This is a genomic window from Nocardia sp. NPDC056564 (assembly GCF_042793755.1).
Lineage (GTDB): Bacteria > Actinomycetota > Actinomycetes > Mycobacteriales > Mycobacteriaceae > Nocardia.
Window position 1 is genome coordinate 55,940 of the sequence record NZ_JBHTUR010000021.1, and the last position, 22,517, is coordinate 78,456.

22 protein-coding genes are annotated in these 22,517 nt (G+C 69.3%); 18 read left to right on the plus strand and 4 right to left on the minus strand.

All coding sequences use genetic code 11. The features are described 5' to 3' along the window. Positions 1-47: 47 nt before the first annotated feature. From ACFQ9K_RS36515 to ACFQ9K_RS36540, 6 genes are read left to right on the plus strand one after another with little or no spacing between them, the layout of a single operon-like run. Positions 48-2,201, plus strand: a complete 2,154-nt coding sequence (locus ACFQ9K_RS36515) for an acyl-CoA dehydrogenase family protein (RefSeq protein WP_378718615.1) — start codon at positions 48-50, stop codon at positions 2,199-2,201. Between the two features lie 24 nt (positions 2,202-2,225). Then, entirely contained in the window at positions 2,226-3,290 is a 1,065-nt protein-coding gene (locus ACFQ9K_RS36520; RefSeq protein ID WP_378718616.1) for an acyl-CoA dehydrogenase family protein, read from the plus strand. Further along, a complete protein-coding gene (locus ACFQ9K_RS36525; protein ID WP_378718618.1) occupies positions 3,275-4,435 on the plus strand; it encodes an acyl-CoA dehydrogenase family protein in 1,161 nt (386 codons plus the stop codon). The genes ACFQ9K_RS36520 and ACFQ9K_RS36525 overlap by 16 nt, the downstream gene beginning before the upstream one ends. A 34-nt stretch (positions 4,436-4,469) precedes the next feature. Then, positions 4,470-5,405 carry a bifunctional MaoC family dehydratase N-terminal/OB-fold nucleic acid binding domain-containing protein gene (locus tag ACFQ9K_RS36530; RefSeq protein WP_378718619.1) on the plus strand — a complete coding sequence of 312 codons (936 nt, stop codon included), beginning with the start codon at positions 4,470-4,472 and terminating at the stop codon, positions 5,403-5,405. Next, entirely contained in the window at positions 5,402-5,821 is a 420-nt protein-coding gene (locus ACFQ9K_RS36535; protein ID WP_378718621.1) for a MaoC family dehydratase, read from the plus strand. The genes ACFQ9K_RS36530 and ACFQ9K_RS36535 overlap by 4 nt, the downstream gene beginning before the upstream one ends. Next, on the plus strand, positions 5,814-6,992 hold the full coding sequence (locus tag ACFQ9K_RS36540) for a lipid-transfer protein (protein ID WP_378718623.1): 1,179 nt from the start codon (positions 5,814-5,816) through the stop codon (positions 6,990-6,992). The genes ACFQ9K_RS36535 and ACFQ9K_RS36540 overlap by 8 nt, the downstream gene beginning before the upstream one ends. Before the next feature lie 4 nt (positions 6,993-6,996). On the opposite strand, the gene ACFQ9K_RS36545 is transcribed toward ACFQ9K_RS36540, so the two are convergent. Beyond that, a complete protein-coding gene (locus tag ACFQ9K_RS36545; protein ID WP_378718626.1) occupies positions 6,997-8,136 on the minus strand; it encodes an agmatine/peptidylarginine deiminase in 1,140 nt (379 codons plus the stop codon). Positions 8,137-8,228: 92 nt separating this feature from the next. Between ACFQ9K_RS36545 and ACFQ9K_RS36550 the strand changes: the two genes are divergently transcribed. Both ACFQ9K_RS36550 and ACFQ9K_RS36555 read left to right on the plus strand, forming a co-directional pair. After that, positions 8,229-8,804 (plus strand): TetR/AcrR family transcriptional regulator, encoded by a 576-nt coding sequence (locus ACFQ9K_RS36550; RefSeq protein ID WP_378718628.1) that lies wholly within the window; start codon positions 8,229-8,231, stop codon positions 8,802-8,804. A gap of 48 nt (positions 8,805-8,852) precedes the next feature. Beyond that, positions 8,853-9,380 carry an NUDIX domain-containing protein gene (locus ACFQ9K_RS36555; protein WP_378718629.1) on the plus strand — a complete coding sequence of 176 codons (528 nt, stop codon included), beginning with the start codon at positions 8,853-8,855 and terminating at the stop codon, positions 9,378-9,380. Between the two features lie 9 nt (positions 9,381-9,389). On the opposite strand, the gene ACFQ9K_RS36560 is transcribed toward ACFQ9K_RS36555, so the two are convergent. Next, positions 9,390-9,974 carry a TetR/AcrR family transcriptional regulator gene (locus tag ACFQ9K_RS36560; protein ID WP_378718631.1) on the minus strand — a complete coding sequence of 195 codons (585 nt, stop codon included), beginning with the start codon at positions 9,972-9,974 and terminating at the stop codon, positions 9,390-9,392. A gap of 62 nt (positions 9,975-10,036) precedes the next feature. On the opposite strand from ACFQ9K_RS36560, the gene zapE reads away from it, so the two are divergent. The 6 genes from zapE (at position 10,037) to ACFQ9K_RS36590 (ending at position 15,353) form a co-directional block, all read left to right on the plus strand. Further along, positions 10,037-11,050, plus strand: a complete 1,014-nt coding sequence (gene zapE, locus ACFQ9K_RS36565) for a cell division protein ZapE (RefSeq protein ID WP_378718634.1) — start codon at positions 10,037-10,039, stop codon at positions 11,048-11,050. Positions 11,051-11,223: 173 nt separating this feature from the next. Next, positions 11,224-12,144, plus strand: a complete 921-nt coding sequence (locus tag ACFQ9K_RS36570; protein ID WP_378718635.1) for a DUF4129 domain-containing protein — start codon at positions 11,224-11,226, stop codon at positions 12,142-12,144. Then, on the plus strand, positions 12,141-12,638 hold the full coding sequence (locus tag ACFQ9K_RS36575) for a hypothetical protein (RefSeq protein WP_378718637.1): 498 nt from the start codon (positions 12,141-12,143) through the stop codon (positions 12,636-12,638). Before ACFQ9K_RS36570 ends, ACFQ9K_RS36575 begins: the two co-directional genes overlap by 4 nt. 29 nt (positions 12,639-12,667) lie before the next feature. After that, entirely contained in the window at positions 12,668-13,630 is a 963-nt protein-coding gene (locus ACFQ9K_RS36580) for an AAA family ATPase (RefSeq protein ID WP_378718638.1), read from the plus strand. Beyond that, the gene (locus ACFQ9K_RS36585; RefSeq protein ID WP_378718640.1) at positions 13,627-14,901 is read left to right on the plus strand and encodes a DUF58 domain-containing protein; all 1,275 of its coding nucleotides are present in this window, start codon (positions 13,627-13,629) and stop codon (positions 14,899-14,901) included. Before ACFQ9K_RS36580 ends, ACFQ9K_RS36585 begins: the two co-directional genes overlap by 4 nt. Further along, positions 14,898-15,353: a hypothetical protein gene (locus tag ACFQ9K_RS36590; RefSeq protein WP_378718642.1), complete on the plus strand. Its 456-nt coding sequence runs from the start codon at positions 14,898-14,900 to the stop codon at positions 15,351-15,353. The genes ACFQ9K_RS36585 and ACFQ9K_RS36590 overlap by 4 nt, the downstream gene beginning before the upstream one ends. Positions 15,354-15,356: 3 nt before the next feature. On the opposite strand, the gene ACFQ9K_RS36595 is transcribed toward ACFQ9K_RS36590, so the two are convergent. Continuing rightward, positions 15,357-16,223, minus strand: a complete 867-nt coding sequence (locus ACFQ9K_RS36595) for a MaoC/PaaZ C-terminal domain-containing protein (RefSeq protein ID WP_378718644.1) — start codon at positions 16,221-16,223, stop codon at positions 15,357-15,359. Continuing rightward, on the minus strand, positions 16,223-17,932 hold the full coding sequence (gene kstD / locus ACFQ9K_RS36600) for a 3-oxosteroid 1-dehydrogenase (protein WP_378718646.1): 1,710 nt from the start codon (positions 17,930-17,932) through the stop codon (positions 16,223-16,225). Before kstD ends, ACFQ9K_RS36595 begins: the two co-directional genes overlap by 1 nt. A gap of 113 nt (positions 17,933-18,045) precedes the next feature. On the opposite strand from kstD, the gene ACFQ9K_RS36605 reads away from it, so the two are divergent. From ACFQ9K_RS36605 to dmpG, 4 genes are read left to right on the plus strand one after another with little or no spacing between them, the layout of a single operon-like run. Then, a complete protein-coding gene (locus tag ACFQ9K_RS36605; protein WP_378718648.1) occupies positions 18,046-19,680 on the plus strand; it encodes an FAD-binding protein in 1,635 nt (544 codons plus the stop codon). Then, entirely contained in the window at positions 19,681-20,466 is a 786-nt protein-coding gene (locus tag ACFQ9K_RS36610; RefSeq protein WP_378718650.1) for a 2-keto-4-pentenoate hydratase, read from the plus strand. Between the two features lie 10 nt (positions 20,467-20,476). Next, the gene (locus tag ACFQ9K_RS36615; RefSeq protein WP_378718651.1) at positions 20,477-21,388 is read left to right on the plus strand and encodes an acetaldehyde dehydrogenase (acetylating); all 912 of its coding nucleotides are present in this window, start codon (positions 20,477-20,479) and stop codon (positions 21,386-21,388) included. An 11-nt stretch (positions 21,389-21,399) separates the two neighbouring features. Beyond that, positions 21,400-22,440, plus strand: a complete 1,041-nt coding sequence (dmpG, locus tag ACFQ9K_RS36620; protein ID WP_378718652.1) for a 4-hydroxy-2-oxovalerate aldolase — start codon at positions 21,400-21,402, stop codon at positions 22,438-22,440. The last annotated feature ends 77 nt before the right edge of the window (positions 22,441-22,517 follow it).

The following is a 22,517-nucleotide window of genomic DNA, read 5'->3' on the forward strand; positions in this document are numbered from 1 at the left end:
GAACATGTTCTAGGTGTGGGAGTCACGCCGGGAAGGCGGTACGGAGTGTGACCATCGCCACCACTGACGAGCATAAAGCCGTCCAGGAGTCGATGCGTGGATGGGCCGGATCGGTGCGTCCAATTGCAACAATGCGGACCGATCCGAGCGCCTTCTGGCGCGCGTACTGGCCCGGCCTCGCCGATCTCGGCATCTTCCGGGTCGCCGTGGCCGAGGACGCCGGCGGGGCGGGCGGCTCGGTCGCCGATCTCGCCGTGCTGGTCGAGCAGGCCGCGCACGATCTGGTCGGCGGGCCCGTGCTGGCCACGGCCCTGGCCAATCTGATCACCGCGGGGCGGATCGACGAGCGGTTACCGTGTGGCGTCGCGCTGGACTTCATTGTCGGCGCGCAGGTCAGCGTACCGGGCGAGGCCGGCGAGCTGGCACTGACCGGTTCCTGGGACTCGGTTCTCGGCGCGGCGCCGGGAACCGCTGTGCTGCTTCCGGTTTCCACCCCGCAGGGGCAGCGCTGGATCCTGCTCGGGCCGGACACCGAAGGGCTGCGGATCGAACCGCTGTCGCCGCTGGACCTGAGCACGCCGCTGGCCCGGGTGCACTGCACCGACGTGCGGGTCGCGGCCGAGCAGAGCTTCGGGTCACCGCACGCGGTCGAGGATCTGGCCGTGGCACTCGCCGCGGCCGAACTGGCCGGCCTGGCGGGCTGGTGCCTGGACACCGCGGTCGAATACGCAAAGGTCCGTGAGCAATTCGGGCGCAAGATCGGCTCGTTCCAGGCGGTCAAGCACATCTGCGCCTGGATGCTGTGCCGCGCGGAACTGATTCGCGCCGTGGCCGCCGACGCCGCGGCCGCGGTGGACGAGGGCGGCGCCGAGCTGCCCATCGCGGCCGCGATCGCCGCCGCCATCGCGCTGGACGCCGCGGTCGACACCGCCAAGGACTGCATCCAGGTGCTCGGCGGCATCGGCTTCACCTGGGAGCACGACGCGCACCTGTACCTGCGCCGGGCGGTGGCCCTGCGGCAGCTGCTCGGCGGGTCGGCGCGCTGGCGGGCCAGGCTCACCGAACTGACCAGGGCCGGTCATCGGCGCACCACCGGGGCCGATCGCGTGTTCGCCGCGGAAGGCGTTGCGCCCGTGGACAACAGCAGCGCCGACGAGCTGTCGGCGGAGGTCTCCCGGATCGCCGCGCTGCCCGTCGATCAGCAGCGCGCGGCCCTGGTCGACGCCGGGCTGGCCATGCCGCACTGGCCTGCGCCCTACGGCCGCGGCGCGGATCCGATGACCGGCCTGCTGATTTCGGAGGAGCTGCGCCGGGCCGGCCTCACCGCGCCCGACCTGGCCATCGGCGGCTGGGCGGTGCCCACGCTGTTGCAGCACGGCACGCAGGAGCAGATCGATCGCTTCGCCTGGCCGACCCTGCGCGGCGAGGTCGTCTGGTGCCAGCTGTTCAGCGAACCGGGCGCCGGGTCCGATCTGGCCGCGTTGCGCACCACCGCGAAAAAGGTGGACGGCGGCTGGGTGCTGAACGGGCAGAAGGTGTGGACCTCGCTGGGCGACCAGGCGAACTGGGCGATCTGCCTGGCCCGCACCGACCCCGACGCGCCGAAACACCGTGGCATCAGCTACTTCCTGGTCGACATGCACAGCGCTGGGCTGCAGGTGCGTCCGCTGGTGCAGATCACCGGCGAGGCGCGCTTCAGCGAGGTGTTCCTCGACGATGTCTTCGTCCCGGACGACGGTGTGGTCGGCGCCTTGAACAACGGCTGGAAGATCGCCAGATCGACGCTGTCCACCGAGCGGGTGGCGATGGGCGGCAACGGCATCGGGCCGGTGCTGGAAGAACTCATCGCGAAATCGCCGGCGACCGGACCGGGTGCGGAATTGGTGAACGATCGACTCGGCGGATTTGTCGCCGATGCGATTGCAGGTTTGCTGCTCGAACAGCGCGCCGCCGTAAAAATGTTGGCCGGCGCCGATCCCGGCGCGCAGAGCAGCGTGCGCAAACTCGTCGGCGTCCGGCATCGCCAGGCGGTCGCGGAATTCGCCGCCGAGTCGGCAGGTCCCGCCGGTGCGCAGGACTCGGAAGTGGTAAAAGAATTCCTGCTCACACGCTGTTTATCGATTGCAGGCGGCACCGAACAAATCCTGCTGACCGTCGCCGGTGAGCGGATTCTCGGGCTCCCGCGCGACGTGGACAGCTAGCGACGAGTCGACTGGAGATTAAGCATGGATTTCACCAGGGACGAGGGCCAGGACGCGGTGGCCGAGGTCGTCGTGAGTTTATTGGAACGGGAACCGGCCCGGGATATCGCCCTGTGGCCGAGCCTGGTCGAGACCGGGCTGCTCTCGGTCGCGCTGCCGGAGCGGTTCGGCGGCGACGGCATGGGGCTGTCCGAGATATCGGTGCTGCTGACCGAGCTGGCCACCGACGCGGTCGCGGTGCCCGCGCTGCCGACGCTGGGCTTCGGGCTGCTGCCGCTGCTCTCGCTGCTGCCGGACAGCCTGGCCGAGCGGGTGTTCCCCGAGGTGGCCGAGGGCGCGGTGCTCACCGCCGCGCTCAGCGAGCCGGCCGCGCCGTTCGCGGTCAAGCCGGAGACGGCGGCGGTCGCCGACGGCGATTCGGTGCGGATCACCGGGCACAAGATCGCCGTGCCGTACGCGGAGGAGGCCCGCTGGCTGCTGATCCCGACCAATTCCGGTATCGCGCTGATCGATTCGGACGCGAAGGGCCTGATCCGGGTGCCGTCGCCGGTCTCGGGCGGCACCCCCGAGTGCACTGTCCGGCTCGATCGGGTGCGTATCCCGGCCGACCAGCTACTACCCGGAGGCCTGGCCGACCTGCACCGGCTAGCGCTCGCGTCGATCGGCTCGGTCGCGGACGGACTGCTCCGGGGCGCGCTCGTGCTCACCGCCGAACACCTGCGCACCCGCCGCCAATTCGGCAGGCCGCTGGCCGAGTTCCAGGCGGTGGCCCAGCAGATCGCGGATCTGTACGTTGTCTCGCGCACCCTGCACGTCGCCGCGGTCTCGGCGAATTGGGCGCTGGCACAAGACGATGCCAGTCAGGAACACCAGGCGCGGATCGACGACGATCTCGACGTTCTGGCCTACAGCGTGGCCGCCGATCTGCCTGCCGCCATGCAGAAGTGTCATCACCTGCACGGCGGGCTCGGCGTGGACATCACCCACCCGATGCACCGCTACTACTCACAAGCCAAGGACATCGCTCGCTGGCTCGGCGGCGCGTCGTTCCGACTAGATCGTTTGGGGGCCAGATGTTCATCGACCTGACCACCGAGCAGCGTCAGCTGCGCGGCGAATTGCGTTCGTACTTCGCCGATCTCGTCACCCCGGACGAGGAAGCCGCGATGGCGGTGAACCGGCACGGCGACGCCTACCGCGAGGTGGTGCGCCGGATGGGCCGCGACGGCTGGCTCGGCGTCGGCTGGCCGAAACAGTACGGCGGACAGGGCTTCGGTCCCGTCGAGCAGCAGATCTTCTTCAATGAGGCGGTGCGCGCGGATGTTCCGCTGCCCCTGGTCACGCTGCTGACCGTCGGGCCGACCCTGCAACAGTTCGGCACCGAGGCGCAGAAGAAGAAGTTCCTCCCCGGAATCCTCTCCGGCGAAGTCCATTTCGCCATCGGCTACTCCGAACCGGAGGCGGGCACCGACCTGGCCTCGCTGCGCACCGCCGCGGTGCGCGACGACTCCGGCGACTGGGTGGTCAACGGCCAGAAGATCTTCACCACCGGCGCGCACGAGGCCGACTACATCTGGCTGGCCTGCCGCACCGGTTCGGTCGAGTCGCGGCACCGCGGCATCACCATCCTGATCGTGGACACCACGGATCCCGGCTACTCCTGGACGCCGATCATCACCTGCGACGGCGCGCATCACACCAACGCGACCTACTTCGACGACGTCCGGGTGCCGGCCGACATGCTGGTCGGCGAGGAGAACGCGGGCTGGCGGCTGATCACCACCCAGCTCAACCACGAGCGGGTCGGCCTCGGTCCGTCCGGCAAGATCGAGCAGCTCTACGACCGGGTGCGCGAATGGGCCCAGCCGCGCGGCGTGCTCGGCGAGACCGATGTGCGCCGCTCGCTCGGGCGCATGCACGCCATGGTCCGGTTGAACGAGCTGTTGAACTGGCAGGTGGCCGCGACCGTCGACGGCGACCCGGCGAGCGTGATCGCCGACGCGTCGGCCACCAAGGTCTTCTCCACCGAGGCGCTGCAGGAAGCGGGCCGCCTCGCCGAGGAGATCGTCGGCCGCTACGGCGATCCCGCCGAACCGGCCACCGCGGAGCTGCTCACCTGGCTGGACCGGCGAACCAAGCAGAACCTGGTGGTGACCTTCGGCGGCGGCGTCAACGAGGTGATGCGCGAACTCGTCGCCACGGCCGGGCTGAAGCTGCCGCGAGTACCCAGATAGCCACCAGACAGTGCTAGTCGAGAAGGAGCCGCGCGTGCCGGAAACTACCAGTCCGGAAGCGATCGTCGCCGAGGCGGAACGGATCAAGGCGGCCGGTGATTGCACGCCCCGGTTCGGGCGTGACCCGGTGAACCAGCCGATGATCAACAACTGGGTCGAGGCGATCGGCGACACCAACCCCATCTACGTCGACGAGGAGGCCGCCAAGGCCGCCGGACATCCGGGCATCGTCGCCCCGCCCGCCATGGCACAGGTGTGGACCATGTTCGGGCTCAACGGCGTTCGGCCCGCCGACGATCCGATGGGCGACGCCACCGAACTGCTGGACGCGGCCGGATACACCTCGGTCGTGGCCACCGACTGCCAGCAGACCTATCACCGGTATCTCAATGTCGGCGAGCAGGTCTCGGCGACCAGCAGGCTGTCGGAGATCCGCGGCCCGAAGCGAACGGCGCTGGGCGAGGGCTGGTTCGTCACCTTTCTGACCAGCTGGCACGTGGGTGACGAGCTGGTGGCCGAAATGCTGTTCCGGCTGCTGAAGTTCGCGCCGGGCACCGCGGCGCCACCGGCGCCGGCCGGCGAGCGAGTCAAGCCGCTGGTGTCCTGGGACACCGAATTCTTCTGGGACGGAACGAAAGCGGGGGAGCTGCGCATCCAGCGGCTGCCGGACGGTTCGCTGCGGCATCCGCCGATCCCCGCCCTGTGGAAGGACAAGTCGGAACCGACCGACTACGTCGTCGCCTCCGGGCGCGGCACCGTATTCAGCTACGTCGTGCACCACGCGCCGAAAGTGCCGGGGCGGCAACTGCCGTTCGTGGTCGCGCTGGTCGAATTGGAGGAAGGGGTGCGCATGCTCGGGGAACTGCGCGGGATCGATCCCGCCGAGGTTCAGGTAGGGCTGCCCGTCCGGGTGGAGTTCGAGAAGCTCGACGACGACGCGACATTGCCGTTCTGGCAGGTGATCGCATGACGGCGACCGTCACACCGGCCACCGCGCAGGTCGGCACCGTGCTGCCCGAGCTGTCCATCCACGCCGATCCGACCTTCGTGGTCAGTACCGCGTTGGCCACCAGGGACTTTCAGGATGTGCACCACGACAGGGACAAGGCGATCGCCCGCGGGTCCAAGGACATCTTCGTCAACATCCTCACCGACACCGGGATCGTGCAGCGATTCGTCACCGACTGGGCCGGGCCGCGCGCGGTGCTGAAGTCGATCTCGCTGCGGCTCGGCGTGCCGCTCTACGCCGGCGACACGCTCACCCTGAGCGGCACCGTGACCGCCATCGACGGCGACGACATCCATCTCGACATCGTCGGCAAGGACAGCCTCGGCGACCACATCACGGCGAAAGCCGTTATCGCTTACCGGAGTTCGCATGAGTGAGGCCACTATCTCGGGCCGCGCGGCCATCGTCGGCATCGGCGCCACCGACTTCTCCAAGGATTCCGGTCGCAGCGAATTGCGTTTGGCCGCGGAGGCGGTCACCGCGGCGCTGGCCGACGCGGGCCTCACCCCCGACGACGTCGACGGCCTGACCACCTTCACCATGGACACCAACACCCAGGCCGCGGTGGCCAGGGCCGTCGGCATCCCGCAGCTGAAGTTCTTCAGCCACATCGGTTATGGCGGCGGCGCGGCCTGCGCCACCATTCAGCAGGCCGCGATGGCGGTGGCCACCGGCGTCGCCGACGTGGTGGTCGCCTACCGCGCCTTCAACGAGCGTTCGGTGTCGCGGTTCGGCCAGTTCTCCACCGCGCTGGCCTCGGCGCCGACCTCGTCGGGCATCGATGCGGGCTGGTCCTACCCGCAGGGTCTCGGCACGCCCGCCGCGCAGGTGGCCATGGTCGCCCGGCGCTACATGCACGTATACGGCGCCACCAGTGCGGATTTCGGCCGCGTGGCGGTCGCCGACCGCAAGCACGCCGCAGTGAACCCGGAGGCCTTCTTCTACGGCAAGCCGATCACCCTGGACGACCACCAGAATTCGCGCTGGATCGCCGAACCGCTGCATCTGCTCGACTGCTGCCAGGAGTCCGACGGCGGCGTGGCCATCGTCGTCACCAGCGTCGAACGGGCTCGCGACCTACCGCAGCGGCCGGCCGTGATCACCGCCGCCGCACAGGGTTCCGGCGCCGATCAGTACGTCATGACCAGCTACTACCGCGACGCGATGTCCGGCCTGCCGGAGATGGGTCTGGTCGGCGATCAGCTCTGGGCCCAAAGCGGTTTGCGCCCGGACGATATGCAGGCCGCCATCCTCTACGACCACTTCACTCCGTTCGTTCTCATGCAGTTGGAGGAGCTCGGTTTCTGTGGCCGCGGCGAGGCCAAGGACTTCATCGCCGACGGCGCCATCGAGGTCGGCGGCAGGCTGCCGCTGAACACGCACGGCGGTCAGCTCGGTGAGGCCTACATCCACGGCATGAACGGCATCGCCGAGGCGGTACGCCAGATTCGCGGCACCTCGGTGAACCCGGTGGACGACGTGACGAACATCGTGGTCACCGCGGGCACCGGCGTACCGACCTCGGGTCTGGTGCTCAGCACCGACTGAGCCGCTAGTGGATCGGCGCGCCCGGCTGGTCGTGCGTCGAGCAGTGGATGCCGCCGCCGCCCGCGGCGATCTCATCGATCGGGACCGGGACCACGTCCCGGCCCGGCAGGTGATCGCGCAGGATGCCCTGCGCCCGGTCGTCGGCCCGGCGGTCGCCGAACTCGGGCACGAACACCGCGCCGTTGGCGATGTAGAAGTTCGCGTAACTGGAGACGAATTCGTCACCCTCGCCGGTGATTTCGTCGGGATCGGGCTGCGGCAGGTCGATCACCTGCAACGTGCGTCCGCGGGCGTCGGTGGCCTCGGCGAGCACCCGCCTGGCCTGCTCGCTCGACCGTGACCACGAGTCCGCGGGCGAACCGGGAAACGCGGTGTCCAGCAATACGACTCCGGGCGCCACGTAGCGGACCAGGCAGTCGATGTGGGCATCGGTGATGTCCTCGCCGCGCACGCCCGCGCACCAGATCACCTTCTCGATGCCGAGGGTCTGCTTCAGCTCGGCCTCGAGCTGGTCGCGGCTCTTGCCCGGATTGCGGTTGTCGTTGACGATCGAGCTCTCGGTGACCAGCAGGGTGCCCTCGCCGTCGGTCTCCAGCGCGCCGCCCTCAGCGACGAACGGGGCTCGATAGCGCGGAATCTGAAAGCGCGACAACAGTTTCTGGCCGAGCGGGCCGTCGTTGTCGTGGCGCTGCTTGTTGCCCCAGCCGTTGAAGCCGAGATCAACGCCGACCACCTTGCCCGCCTGTTCGACGAAGACCGGGACGGTGTCGCGGGCCCAGAGATCGTCCACCGCCAGCGAGATCACCTCGACGCCGCTGCCGCACGCACGCTGCGCGGCGTCGCGCTGATCCGCCCTGGCCAGCATGACGACGTACTCGTACTCGGCGATCTCCCTGGCCAGTCCGGCGATGTCCTTGCGCACGTCGCCCAGGTACCGCCCCCAGATCGCCGCCTGGGCGGGCCAGGACATGAAGGTGCGTGCGTGGCTCTCCCACTCGGCGCCGAACCGGCCACCCGGCCCGGCCGGTGCCGGCGTGCCGGAACCGCTCTGGTCGCCGGGCCGGGACGGCTCGGCCGAGCCGCATGCCGGGACGCCTGCGGCGAGCAGGCCGGCGAGGACGCTGAAGGCAGATCGGCGGGACATGTGGTTCTCCATCACGGGCTCCGATAGTCGATGATCCTGGTTCAAGATCCTGACTGAAATTTCAGTCAGGAATACACGGTACCATGGTCGGCATGTCTCGTCGTGATTCGATCCTGGAGTCGGCCGCCCGCGTGGTCGCGCAACGCGGTATCCGTGGCCTACGGGTGGAGGAGTTGGCCGAAGCGGCCGGCGTCTCCACCTCGCTGATCTACTACCACTTCAAGGACCGGGCCGGCCTGCTCGCGCAGACCCTGGACTTCATCAGCACCCGGGCCGAGCGCTACACCGAATCCGAGGTCGACGCCGCCGCCGACCCGCTCGGCCACCTGCGGGACCTGCTGCTGCTCGAGCTCCAGGACTCCCCGCTGGTCATCGAGAACAGCACCGCGTGGGGCGAATCCCGCGCCACCGCCGTCTTCCAGCCGGAACTGCGGGACCAGCTACGCGACGCGACCGCGCACTGGACCGGCTACCTGGGCGGACTGATCCGCAGCGCGCAGGACCGGGGCGCCGTCGCCGCCGAGATCGCCCCCGCCGACGCCGCCGAACGCCTCACCGCACTGGTCGAGGGCGTCAGCATGCGCTGGCTCAGCGGCACCCTCGAACTCGACCGGGCGCGCGAATTGGTGCGCGGCGCAATCGCTCTCGAATTGGGCGTGCGATCCTGAGCCCCGCGTACGTTGGAATCGGCGAGATCGCCGCACGGGAGGAACCCTATGACCGCTCGGCACCTGGTCGACGTCCACATCCTGCTCATCCGCGACGGCCGCCTGCTGCTCAGCAAGCGCCGCAGCGACGACGAATTCGACGGCCTCTGGCACCTGCCCGCCGGAAAGCTCGAGGCGGGCGAATCCGCCACCGCCGCCGCGGTCCGGGAGGCCGCCGAGGAGACCGGCGTCCGGCTCGACCCGGCCGACCTGCGCCACATCCACACCGCCCACGTGGTCGGCTCCGGCCGCGATCCCCGCCTCGGCCTGTTCTTCGAAGCCCGCCACTGGACCGGCGACCCCACCAACCGCGAACCCGACCGCTGCCACGAACTGCGCTGGTTCCCCCTCGACGCCCTCCCCGACGCCATGATCGCCTACCCCGCCGCAGGCATCCGCGCCCACTTCACCGGTGCCACCTACAGCGAACGCGGCTGGTACGCGGCCGATCTGCGCGCCGCGCCCGAAGGGATCACCGAGGTCGAGCTCGACCTCGGTGAGTTGCGGGACCATCCCCGGGCCGCGGACTTCGATTGAGTGTCTCGGTCAAGGGCGTACGCCGCGAAAATAGATCGTCAGCAAAGTAGTGAGCTGGCGGACGCTGTCCGGAGTGCCTGGCGTCAGGTCGGTGCGGCCGCCGGCGAAGCGGTCGAAAACCGCGCCCTCTAGCACTGCGATGAAGTCGGCGGCGGCGGTCGTGGGATCGGCGACTCCCATGGCGGCAAACAGTTCGCGGGCTCGGGCGGCCGAGAAGAGGCTGCCGGCCAGTCGGGTATGCAAGTCGGCGTCCGACAGTAGGTCGAGGACGAGAGCGTGGCGCGCGATCAGGTGATCGCGGCGTTCGGCCAGCAGGCGATCGAGCCAGTCGGCTATTCCGCGCGCGGCGGCGCCGGGGTCGACGGCGGTGGCCGGCGCGAGCCGAGCGGCGAAGTCCGTGCGGGAGCGGTCGGTGATCCGGTCCACGATCGCCTCGATGAGCGCCCGTTTGGTGCGGAAATAGTAGGAGGCCGAGCCGACGGGAAGATCCAGCGCGGTGTCGAGGGCCCGATGGGTCAGCGCCCGGAGGCCTTGGGCGGCAATCAGTTCGATCGCGGCATCCACGATCAGGGTGCGCCGGTCGAGTGTGGACATGATCACCTTCGCTGGTTTCGTTTCTCCTGGCCCTCTACAAATGTAGAGGACAAGGAGGCGGCATGGAAACCAACGCTGTGGCCGGAGTGATCTCGACGGTCGTCTTGGACGCGGATCAGCTGCGGGCGGCGGCTCGGCTGGGGGAGCTGGTGGATCGGCGCGGGCGCCCGGTGCGGCGGCATCGGGGGATTTATCTGTACGGCGGGCCGGGGCGGGGAAAGACCATGGTGATGGATCGGTTCTATGCCGGGGTGGCGGCGGATCGTAAGCGGCGCTTTCACTTTCATGAGTTCTTTGTCCGGTTGCACGCGGCGGCGCACGCGTCCGGTTCCATCGATAAGGCGGTCGCCGCCTTGCTCGGGGACGCGCGGCTGGTGTGCTTCGACGAATTCCATGTGCACGACATCGGTGACGCGATGCTCATCGCGCGAATGCTCGATGCTTTGTTCAAGCGTCAAGTGACGCTGGTGGTCACATCGAATTACGCGCCCGCCGAGTTGCTGCCCAATCCACTGTTTCACGAGCACTTTCTGCCGACGATCGCGCGGATCACCGCTAACCTCGATGTGATTTCGCTCGACGGACCGGTGGACTATCGCACCAGGGCGGACCGATTGCCCGATGGCCGAACAGGTTTCGCGGCGGGCCGGTATCTGGTCGATCCCCCGGATCGGCCCACCCCGGCGGTGCACGGCGAATTGAATCCCGACTCGGTTCGGATCCAGATCGGGCCGCGTCAATTGCGCGCCCGCTCCGCCACCGATACCGCGCTCACCATCGAATTCGCCGCGCTCTGCGGCACTCCCACCGCGGCCGCCGACTATGTCGAACTGGCCCAGCGCTTTCCGCGGTGGACCATCGTCGACGTAGCGCCGCTGCGTGCGGTGCCGCCCGACTGGGCGATGCGTTTCGTCAACGTGGTCGACGTGCTCTATGACGCGGATCGCGAACTCACCGTGCGGGCGCGAGTGCCTTTGGCGGACTTGGTCGACGGCGTCCGGGGCGTCCCGGATATCGCGCGCCTCGCCAGTCGGCTTTGTGAACTGTCACAATTCGCGACCGCTCCCGTCGGATAGTTGTGCAAGCCACGGATGACCCGGCTCTGAGCGGCACCATGCACGGTTTTAGCGGATGTATTCCGAAGTATTCGATTCCCGCTCGAGCGGACTGCCCGGCATGTAACTATGTGGCTGTTTTGTGCAGTACTCAGATTTGGTGGTAATCCGTGGCCCGGGCGCGAGCGCCGATAATGCGCGTGATCGTGCTGATCACGCTGCTGGCGCTTGCCGCGTTCGCCTTACGCGGATACATCCCAGGAGTGACCGAATCCCGCGATAATCCGTCCGCGCCCTCCGCCCTGTCGGTGGCGTTGATGCCGGTGCTGCTCACCGTGTCCATGGTGATCCTGCTGGCCGGCGTGATCGCCAGCCAGCACCGCCTGCCGCTGGCCATGCCCGAACCCGACCGCGACACCGACCGCCGGCAGTGGCGCCTCGGCCGCGCCGGCCTGCTGGTGCTGGCCGGTCTGGCGGTCTTCGCCCTCATCCTCGCCGCCGCGTCCGCGGTGTTCTTCGTCGGTACGGGGCGCGACAGCGCGCCCCCAGCACCGGCCCCGGCGCCGACCACCGGGCAGCCGCCGGCCGAATTCGCCACCGGCGCACCGGATCCCGGCAGCACCCCGGCCGAACTCACCGGCACCGCCCTGCTGCTCACCGCCGTCGCCGCGGCCGCGCTGGTCGGCGTGGCCATCGCCGGCCTGATCGTGGTCGCGGTGGCCGCCCGGCGCAGGCCGGCCCCGGCCCCGCTACCGCTGGTCCCGGTCGCCCCCACCGCGGTGGACTCGCTGGCCCGAGCCGCCGAAATGGGCTTGGCCGCAATGAATGTGCCCGGCCAGGAGCCGCGCGCCGCGATCATCGCGTGCTACGTCGCGATGGAACGCGGCCTCGCCTTCGATCGCGCCGCCGCGCCGCTGGCCTCGGACACCCCGATGGAGGTGCTGGCCCGCGCCTTCGAACGCGGCGCGCTGCACGACGCCTCGGCCCGGGAACTGGTCGCACTGTTCGAAGAGGCCAGGTTCAGTCCGCATGCGATGCTCGAGTGGCAGCGGATGCGGGCCGAGCAGCTTTTGCGCATCGTCCTCGCGGACCTGCAGGGAGAGGCGGCAGCTTGAATCGAACGGCCATCGTCGTCAGTGCCGCGATCGGCATAGCGCTGATCGAGATCGTCACCGTGGACCGCGCGCGCGGGCTGCTGTTGGTCATCGCCGCGGTACCCGTCCTGGTGGCCTTCGCCTGGCTGGTCTGGTCGCTGCTCGAGCGCGCGGAGCCGCGCGGGTATCAGGACATCGATGAGATCGAGAACGGTCCGGCCGAGATGCTGCGCCGCTGGCACGCCAGGGCGCAGATGCTCGCCGACCGCGCCGACGGCACCCGCGCCGACTGGGACCGGCACCTGCGGCCGTTGCTGGCCAAGGAGTTCGAGCTGTCCAGCGGGCAGCGGGTGACGAAGAACCGCAGGGCGACCGAGGCCGCCGGGATCCATCTGTTCGGGCCGGAACTGTGGCGCTGGGTGGACCCGGCCAACTCGGCATTGCGTGATCAAACCAGTAGGGCACCGGGACGGGCGGCGCTGGACGAGATCCTGAGCCGCCTGCAGAGAATGTGAAATGGGTTGAGGCAAGTGCGGGTACACACATGACGATGCCGATGGACGTCACGGTCCAGCGCAGCGATGCCGTGCTCCGGGAGCTATCCCGGGTCATCGTGGGCAAGCAGGAAGAAATGCGGTTGATCTTGGTCGCGGTGCTGGCCGGCGGTCACGTCCTGATCGAGGACCTGCCCGGTCTCGGCAAGACGTTGATCGCCAGGTCGTTCGCCGCGGCGCTCGGCCTGCAATTCACCCGCGTGCAGTTCACCCCCGACCTGCTACCCGCCGACCTGCTCGGCTCGACCATCTACGACATGAACTCCGGCCGGTTCACCTTTCGCCGCGGACCGGTGTTCACCAACGTGCTGCTCGCGGACGAGATCAACCGGACTCCGCCGAAAACCCAAGCCGCGCTGCTGGAGTCGATGGCCGAGGGACAGGTCAGCATCGACGGCGAAACCTTCCAGCTGCCCCAGCCGTTCATCGTGCTGGCCACCGACAACCCGATCGAGTACGAGGGCACCTATCCGCTGCCGGAGGCGCAGCTGGACCGGTTCGCGATCCAGCTCCGGCTCGGGTACCTGTCCGAGCAGGACGAGAAGCAGATGATCCGCCGCAGGCTGGAGCGCGGCGCGACGACGCCGCAGGTCACCCAGGTGGTAGACGCGAACGGGCTGCTGGAGATGCGCCAATCGGTCGAGTACGTAACGGTGCATCCGGACGTGGTGAGCTACGTGGTCGCGCTCGCCTCCGCCACCAGGGCGCACCCGCAGGTGGAGGTCGGCGCGAGTCCGCGCGCGGAGCTGGACCTGGTGCAGATGGCGCGCGCCCGTGCGCTACTGCTCGGGCGCGACTATGTGATCCCGGAAGACGTGAAGGCCCTGGCGATTCCGGCCATGGCGCACCGGATCACCCTGCGCCCGGAGATGTGGGTGCGCCGGATCCGCGGCGAGGACGTGATCACCGAATTGCTGCGCCGCCTGCCGGTTCCGCGTGCCACGGTCACATGAGGCATCGCGACGCCAGCACCGCGGTCGAGGCCGAATTGCGGTGGCGCCCGGCACCGTTGGTCTTCATGCTGGCGATCTGCGCCGCAGCGGCGCTGGTGCTCGCGGTCCTGCTCGGTCGGTGGCAGCTGGTCGTTTTCGCCGCGCCGCTGCTCGGCGTGCTGGCCACCGCGCCGTGGCAGCAGTCCTCGACCCGGATCCAGGTGGACGGGGGCGGGACGCTGCGCTGCTTCGAATCCGAAGAGGTGGTGCTGACCGTCGCCGCGTTCGTCGAGCAGGGGCACGCGCTGCTCCGGTTGAAGCCGGAAAAGGTTGCGGCACTTGGCATTGAAGTCGAGGAGGCCGGCGACTCGGGTGTGGCGCCCGCCGGTCTGCGGCTCGCGCTGTCGGCGGATCGGTGGGGGCGTTATCCGGTGTCGGTGCGGGTGTCCGCGCTGAGCCCGGCGGGTCTGGCGGTGGCGAACGTCGTGCTGCCCGCGGGGCAGCTGTTCGTCTATCCGATCACCGATCCGCAGCGAATGCGGTTGCCGCGCACCGAACTGCCCGAGCGCCTCGGCACGCACCTGACCAGGCGGTACGGGCCCGGCGTCGAGTACGCCGATATCCGCGCCTACGCGCCGGGTGACCAGCTGCGCATCGTCAACTGGCCGGTGAGTGCGCGGCGCGGCCGGTTGTACGTCACCGAGCGGCTGACCAACCGTTCCGCGGATGTCGTTGTGCTGGTTGATACTTCGCAACAGGCGCCGGGCCCCGCCACCGATTCGCTGGAACTCTCGGTGCGCGGTGCGGCACAGGTGGTCCAATCCACGTTGCAGGCCGGCGACCGGACCGCCGTCGTGTGTCTCGGCCAGGCGCCACGCTGGCTGCGGCCCGATATCGGGCGACGGCAGTTCTATCGGGTCGTGGACACGGTCCTCGGCGTCGGCGACGAGCACATCCCGACCACCGGCACGTTGGCGCCGCACTCGGCCGTGCCGCTCGGCGCGATCGTGGTGGCGTTCTCCACCCTGCTCGACACCCAGTTCGCGCTCGCGCTGATCGATCTGCGCAAGCGCGGCCACGTCGTGGTGGTGGTGGATGTCCTGCGGGGCACGCCGTTCCGAGGGGCGCTCGACCCGACCCTGGCCAAGATGTGGCAGCTCGAACGCGCCTCCATGTACCGCGACATGGGCACCGTCGGGGTGGATATCGTGGCCTGGCCCGCGGACACCCGGCTGGATCAGATCATGCGTGTGCTGCCCGAACACCGGCGTACCGTGCGGGTGCGCCGATGACCCGATTCCTCGCCGTCCTGTCGGGCGTGTTGCTGGTGACCTCGGTGGCGCTGCTGGAACCATGGGCCGCCGTCCCCGCCCTCGTGCTGATCGCCCTCGGCTGGTGGTTCCGCCCGGTCGCGGTCGCCGCCGTCCTGCTCGCCATCGGCGTGCTCGCCGTCGCGAGCCCCGGTGTACTCGCTTCCGCCGCAATGGGATTGGTCGCGACCACCTACCTGCTCAACGCCGCCACGGTCACCGCCCCGCACGGCGTGGTGCCGACCACGGTCCCGTCGGTGACCGGTGCGGTCGGCTTCACCGCGGTAGCCGTCGGCGCGGCCCTGCTCCCGGTGCGCCTGGCCTGGGCCCCACTGGCCGCCCCCATCCTGGTGCTCACGCTGTACGCCCTACTCGTCCACGGCGCGGCGATCCGCCGCCCCCGCGCCGCCGCGACCCCCCAACCGCGGGGGTAGACCTCAGGCGGCGCGGAACCGCAGGGTCACGTCGCCGAGCACGGGCGCGTCCTCGCGCTCGACCGCCGTCGCGGCGATCGTCAGTTCGCCGTCCTGCTGCCAGATCCGGGTGCGGATCGTTTCACCCGGATAGAGCACGCCCGCGAACCGGGCGCGAAATCCGGTGACCCGGGCGGTATCCGACCCGAGCACGGTGTCGGTGGCCGTCTTGCAGACGATGCCGTAGGTGCACAGCCCGTGCAGAATCGGCGCGGGAAACCCGGCGGCGCGGGCGAATTCGGGATCGGAATGCAGCGGATTGCGGTCGCCGCACATCCGGTAGAGCAGCGCCTGCTGCGGCAGCGTCGCCGTGGTCACGTCGAAATCCGGTGCGCGATCCGGCAGCTCGGATTTGGTGCTCGGCCCGCGCTCGCCGCCGAAGCCGCCCTCACCGCGCGCGAAGATCGACGAGCGCGCGGTCCACAGCGGCGCACCGTCGGAACCGGTGACCGTCTGCTCCTGCACGACCACGGCCGCGGCGCCCTTGTCCCAGAGCTCGGTGATCCGCCCGGTGCTGGTCGCCTTGCCCGCGGCCGGGATCGGGCGGTGCAGCTCCACCTCCTGATGGCCGTGCACCACCTTCGCCAGGTCGATGTCGATGCCGGGGAAGCTGACCCGCGGCGGCTCGGTCTCGTGCAGGGTCGGCGCGACGGTCGCGAACGTCGGCAGCACCTGCGGCTCGCGATCGTCGAGGTAGCGCAGCTCGGCCGGGTCGGTCCAGCGCGTGCCCGCCCCGAGCCCGAGCTGATACAGCTGCACGTCGGACGGTGTCCAGGCGAATTCGCGGCTCGGAAGTTCCGCGCCGAGCGCGACTTTCGGATCGATCGGCATCAGGACTCCTTGCCGGACGGCAGTGGACGGGTGGGCTGGGCCGCCTTCTTCTCGACGATATCGAGCACCGCCAGGTAGCCGAAGGTGAGCGCGGGACCGATGGTGGCCCCGGGGCCTGCGTAGGTGTGGCCCATCACCGGGGTCGAGCTGTTGCCCGCGGCGTACAGCCCCTCGATCGGGGTGCCGTCCTCGCGCAGCACCCGCCCCGCGGTGTCGGCGACCAGGCCGCCCTTGGTGCCGAGATCGCCGGGCACGATCTTCGCGGCATAGAACGGTCCCTGGACCAGCGCCGCGAGGCACGGGTTCGGCTTCACCGTCGGGTCGCCGTAGTAGCGGTCGTAGTGACTGTCGCCGCGACCGAAGTCCTCGTCCTTGCCGGTCTCGGCGAAGGTGTTGAACCGCGCGACGGTGGCGGCGAGGTCGGCGGCGGGGACACCGATCTTGGTGGCCAGCTCCTCGAGGGTGTCCGCCTTGACGATGTTGTCGTTCTCCAGCCAGCGCGACGGAAAGCGCTGGCCCGGCTGCAATCCGGCGAAGATGTAGCGATTGCGGTAGCGCTGATCGAAGACCAGCCAGGCCGGAATGTTCTCGCCGGGACCCTCGCCCTGCCCGTACTCGCCGCCGTACATGGTGTGCACGGCCTCGACGTAGGGCGCGGACTCGTTGCCGAACCGCTTGCCGGTGGCGTTGACCATGATGGTGCCCGGCAGATTGCGCTCGGCCAGCGCGAACCACGGCCGCCCGCCCTTGAAAATGGTCGGACCCCACCAGGCGTCCTTCATGAAGCCGACATCGCCGCCGGCCGCCATGCCCGCGACGATGCCGTCGCCGGTGTTCGCGGCCGCGCCGGTGGTCCACTCGGTGGTGATCGGCTGGCGCTGGTACTTGGTGCGCAGCTCGGCACTGTGCTCGAAACCGCCGCTGCCCAGGACCACGCCGTAGCGCGCGGTGATGGTGACCGGCTGCCCCTCGTGCTCGGCCTCGACCCCGGTGACCACGCCGTTGTCCACCACGAGACCGGTCAGCGGGGTGTTCAGCAGCAGCGGCACGTTCGCGTCGAGCAGCCCCTTGCGCATGGCGGCGATGATCGCCTGGCCCATGCCGAGGATGTGCTTGCCGGTGAACTTGGCCCAGTAGGTGCGCGCGCCGACCCGCAGCGCGCGGGCCATGCCCTTCGGGTGCCTGCGGATCAGGTTGAGCCGGACGAAGTCGGCCTGCATGACCACCACGTTCAGCGGCGCCTTGGCGTACGGCGGCTCCAGGTTGGCCAGCTCCGCGCCGAGCACCTTGGCGTTGAACGGGGCCGGTTCGCAGGAGCGTCCCTCGCCCAGTCCGCCCGGCGCCTCCGGGTAGTAGTCGGAGTAGCCCGGCACCCACTTCATCTTCAGCGGGGTGTGGTCGAGCACGAAGTCGAACGCCTCCGGACCCCGGTCGATGTAGGTGTCGATCCGCTCCTTGGGCACCACGTCGCCGATGATGCTGTGCAGGTAGGTGCGGGCCGCCTCGCGGTCGTCCGGTCGGCCGGACGCGCGCAGCGCCTTGTTGCCGGGGATCCAGACGCCACCGCCGGAGCGTGCGGTGGACCCGCCGTAGTGCGCGGCCTTCTCGATGAGCACCACGCTGAGCCCGTGGTGGGCGGCGGTGAGGGCGGCGGTCATGCCCGCAGCGCCGCTGCCGACGACCACCACATCGTATTCCCGATCAATCATGTAGAACACGTTATAGAATGAGGCGGCCATTGGTCTATGTTGTGTGGCAGAAGACTTACTCGGCTTTCCGTTTGCTGAGAAACTCGTTTCAGTTTCAGACCGGAGTGAAGTACATGGGGTTCGATTGGGACCTGGTTGCCGACGTGGTCGTCGTGGGTTTCGGCGCGGCCGGCGCCGCCGCGGCGCTGGAGGCGGCGGCCGAGGGCGCGCAGGTGCTCGCGCTGGAGCGATTCGCCGGCGGCGGAGCGTCGGCGCTGTCCGGCGGGATCATCTACGCGGGCGGCGGGACGTCGGTGCAACGGGAGGCCGGTGTCACGGATACGCCCGAGGCGATGCTCGCGTACCTGGAGCGCGAGGTCGGCGACGCGGTGTCGCCGGAGACGCTGCGCCGGTTCGTCGACGGCAGCCCGGCGATGATCGAGTGGCTGAAGGGCCATGGCGTTCCGTTCGAGGCGTCGCTGTGCCCGTACAAGACGTCGTATCCGAACGACAGCTACTACCTGTACTACTCGGGCAGCGAGATCTCCGGCGCGTTCCGGGACATCCCCGCCGCGCAGCGCGGGCATCGGGTCAAGGGCAAGGGTACCTCCGGCAAGCAGCTCACGGGCCCGCTCGGCGCGGCCGCCTCCCGGCTCGGTGTCCGGGTCGAAACCCTCACGCAGGCAACCCAACTGATCGTCGACGACGCGGGCTCGGTGATCGGCGTCGAGTGCCGGTCGCTGCGCGACGCACCGGGCCGGGTCCGTGATCGGTACACCCGCATGGCGAAGGTCGCGGCCAAGCCCGGCATCTACTACCCGCCGCTGCGGGCCGCGCTGGAGAAGCGCCTCGAACGGCTGGATCGCCAGTACGGCAAGACGATTCGGGTGCTGGCTCGCCGCGGCGTGGTGCTCAGCGCCGGTGGATTCATCGCCAATCGCGCGCTGGTGCGCGAACACGCCCCGGCCTATCGCGGCGGCCTCGCGCTCGGCACCACCGGTGACGACGGCAGCGGCATCCAGCTGGCACAGCGGGCCGGCGCGGCCACCGACCGGATGGGCAATGTCTCCGCGTGGCGATTCCTCCTGCCGCCCAGCGCCTTTACCGGTGCGATCCTGGTCGACGCCGCGGGTCGCCGGGTCATCGACGAGACCAGGTACGGCGCGGCGGTCGGCCACGCGCTCATCACCGGCCACGACGGCAAGGGCTGGTTGCTCGCCGACGACGAACTGATGCGGACCGCGATCGGCCAGATCGGCAAGCAGGGCGCGTGGTTCCAGCGCGGGCAGTTCGAGACGATGCGGCGCACCGCCAAGCGCGGCGCGACGCTCGAAGCCGTCGCGGCCAAGGCCGGTATCGACGTGGCCGGGCTGCTGGCCACGGTGGACGCGCACAACACCGCGATCGAGGACGGCACACCGGACCCGGTCGGCAAGCCCGCCGAATTCACCAAATCGCTTCGTACCGGGCCGTTCTGGCTGCTGGATGTCGGCATCAAACCGAGCCTGGCCAATCCGTGCCCGATGCTCACCCTCGGCGGCGTGGTCGTGGACGAACATACCGGCGCGGTGAAATCGACCACCGGAAGCGATATTCCGGGACTCTTCGCGGCAGGCCGGACCGCCGTCGGCATCTGCTCGCAGTCCTATGTCAGCGGGCTTTCGCTGTCCGACTGCATCTTCTCCGGTCGCCGGGCCGGTCGGTCCGCGGCGGGGGAACAGGTGCTTTCCGAACAACTCGGGGCGCTCGATCGAATGGAAGGAAACTAGGTGCTGTCCGACACGGTACGAACCGCATTGGCCGATGAGCTCGAGCTCGCCGAACGCGACCGGGTGGCGATCGATCCGCTGGTCGCCCGGCATCCGGACATCGATGTGGTCGATGCCTACGAGATCCAGCTGATCAACATCCGGCGCAGGCTCGACAGCGGCGCCCGGATCGTCGGGCACAAGGTCGGCCTCTCCTCCAAGGCCATGCAGCAGATGATGGGCGTGGACGAACCCGACTACGGTCACCTGCTCGCGGAAATGGAAGTCTACGAAGACGTTCCGGTCGAGGCCGGGCGCTATCTGTTCCCCAGGGTCGAGGTGGAGGTCGGCTTCGTGCTCGGCGCCGACCTGCCCGGCGCGGACTGCACCGAGGCCGACGTGCTCGCCGCGACCGTCGCTTTCGCGCCGGCCATCGAGCTGATCGACTCGCGGATCAAGGACTGGAAGATCGGCCTGACCGACACGATCTCCGACAACGCCTCCTCCGCCGGGTATGTGCTCGGCCAGGAGCGGGTGGCGCCCGGGGACATCGACATCAAGAAGATCGACGCGGTGCTCACCCGCAACGGCGAGGTGGTGGCCGAGGGGCGCAGCGACGCCGTGCTCGGCGACCCGGTGATCGCGGTGGCCTGGCTGGCGCGCAAGGTCGCGAGCTTCGGGGTGCGGCTGAAGGCGGGCGACATCGTGCTGCCCGGCTCCTGCACCCGCGCCATCGACGCGCGCCCCGGCGACGCATTCCATGCCGAGTTCGCTGGACTCGGTTCTGTCCGTTTGCAATTCATATAGGAGGCTTGTGGTGTCCGACAACGGGACCGTCACCGCCGCGATCGTCGGGTCCGGCAATATCAGTACCGATCTGCTCTACAAACTGCTGCGGTCGGAGGCGATCGAGCCGCGGTGGATGATCGGGATCGATCCCGACAGCGAGGGTTTGAAGCGGGCCCGCGGGCTGGGGCTGGAGACCTCCGCCGAAGGGGTGGACTGGCTGCTCGGCCAGTCCGAGTTGCCCGACCTGATCTTCGAGGCCACCTCGGCGTACGTGCACCGTGCCGCCGCGCCGCGATACGCCGAGGCAGGCATCCGGGCGGTGGATCTCACCCCGGCCGCCGTCGGCCCCGCCGTGGTGCCGCCGGTGAACCTCGGTGCGAACCTGGACGCGCCGAACGTCAACATGATCACCTGCGGCGGCCAGGCCACCATTCCGATCGTCGCCGCCGTATCCCGCGTCGTACCGGTGGTTTACGCGGAGATCGTCGCCTCGGTGTCCTCGGTCTCGGCCGGCCCCGGCACCCGCGCCAACATCGACGAGTTCACCAAGACCACCAGCCGCGGCGTCGAAACCATCGGCGGCGCGCAGCGGGGCAAGGCGATCATCATCCTCAATCCGGCGGAGCCGCCGATGATCATGCGCGACACCATCTTCTGCGCTATCCCCGAGGATGCCGACACCGACGCCATCACCGATTCCATCCACCGGATGGTCGCCGACATCCAGCAGTACGTGCCCGGTTACCGCCTGCTCAACGACCCGCAGTTCGACCCGCCGTCGGTCATTTCCGGTGGCATGGCGAAGGTCTCGGTCTTCGTCGAGGTCGAGGGCGCGGGCGACTTCCTGCCGCCGTACGCGGGCAACCTCGACATCATGACCGCCGCCGCGACACAGGTCGGCGAGGTCATCGCCGGTCAAATCGTCTCGGCTCGGGTGTAAGGAGCGAAAACATGGCTTATTCAGCAGAACTCGACATCCGCGTCACCGACACCTCGCTGCGCGACGGATCCCACCACAAGCGCCACCAGTTCACCGCCACCGAGGTCCGCGACATCGTCGCCGCCCTCGACGGTGCCCGGGTGCCGGTCATCGAGGTCACGCACGGTGACGGCCTCGGCGGTTCCTCGTTCAACTACGGGTTCTCCAAGACCCCGGAGCAGGAACTGATCAAGATCGCCGCGGAGACCGCGACCCAGGCCAAGATCGCGGTCCTGATGCTGCCCGGCGTCGGCGTCAAGGAGGACATCAAGATCTCCCAGGACAACGGCGCCTCGATCTGCCGCATCGCCACCCACTGCACCGAGGCCGATGTCTCCATCCAGCACTTCGGCCTGGCCCGCGAGCTCGGCCTGGAAACCGTCGGCTTCCTGATGATGTCGCACTCCCAGCCGCCCGAGGTGCTGGCCAAGCAGGCCCGCATCATGGCCGACGCGGGCTGCCAGTGCGTCTACGTCGTCGACTCCGCCGGCGCCCTGGTGCTCGACCAGGTCACCGACCGGGTCGCCGCCCTGGTCGCCGAACTCGGCTCCGACGCCCAGGTCGGCTTCCACGGGCACGAGAACCTCGACCTCGCCGTGGCCAACTCGGTGTACGCCATTCGGGCCGGTGCCACCCAAATCGACGGCAGCGCCCGCCGTTTCGGCGCGGGCGCGGGCAACACCCCGGTGGAGGCCCTGGTCGGCGTCTGCGACAAGCTCGACATCAAGACCGGCATCGACTTCTACGCCATCGCCGACGCCGCCGAAGACGTGGTCCGCCCGGCCATGCCCCAGGAGTGCCTCCTCGACCGCTCCTCCCTGATGATGGGCTACGCGGGCGTCTACTCCAGCTTCCTCAAGCACGCCGAGCGCCAAGCCGAACGCTACGGCGTCTCCGCCGCCGAAATGCTCGTCCGCGCCGGCCGGCGCAAGCTCGTCGGCGGCCAGGAAGACCAACTCATCGACATCGCCCTGGAACTCCAGCGCGAAAAAGAAACCGTCCCCACCGCCTGATCCCGCAACGGCTGATGTCGCGGTCTGCACCGCGACATCAGCGCGCAGGCGCCGGAAACGCGAAATGGCCGAGAAAC